The sequence below is a fragment of the Carboxydothermus islandicus genome (genome assembly GCF_001950325.1).
GTDB classification, from domain to species: Bacteria; Bacillota; Z-2901; order Carboxydothermales; family Carboxydothermaceae; genus Carboxydothermus; species Carboxydothermus islandicus.
This window is the reverse complement of sequence record NZ_BDJL01000083.1, coordinates 1-267: the sequence shown is the minus strand read 5'-3', so window position 1 is coordinate 267 and position 267 is coordinate 1. Positions and strand designations below refer to the sequence as shown.

General features: G+C 35.6%; 1 protein-coding gene. It reads right to left on the bottom strand.

The annotated features are described in order from the left end of the window. Window positions 1-267, bottom strand: a 267-nt coding sequence (locus tag ciss_RS09195; protein ID WP_166504011.1) for a UvrD-helicase domain-containing protein, incomplete at both ends; no start/stop codon positions are given.

The following is a 267-nucleotide window of genomic DNA, read 5'->3' as shown; positions in this document are numbered from 1 at the left end:
TTACCGCATAATAAAGTAAATCATCAAAGTCAAGGGCATTATTTTTATTAAGCTTTTCCTGGTACATATTATAAATTATCGCCACTTTTTCTTTAAATAAGTCATCGGCATCGTCACTATACTGCCGGGGAGAAATAAGCTTGTCCTTGGCCGAGGAAATATGATAGGCAATAGCCTTGGGAGCAAAACGTTTATCGTCAATATTTAGCTCTTTTAAGCACTCTTTTATTACCTGTATCTGGTCTTCCTCATCATAAACGGTAAAAT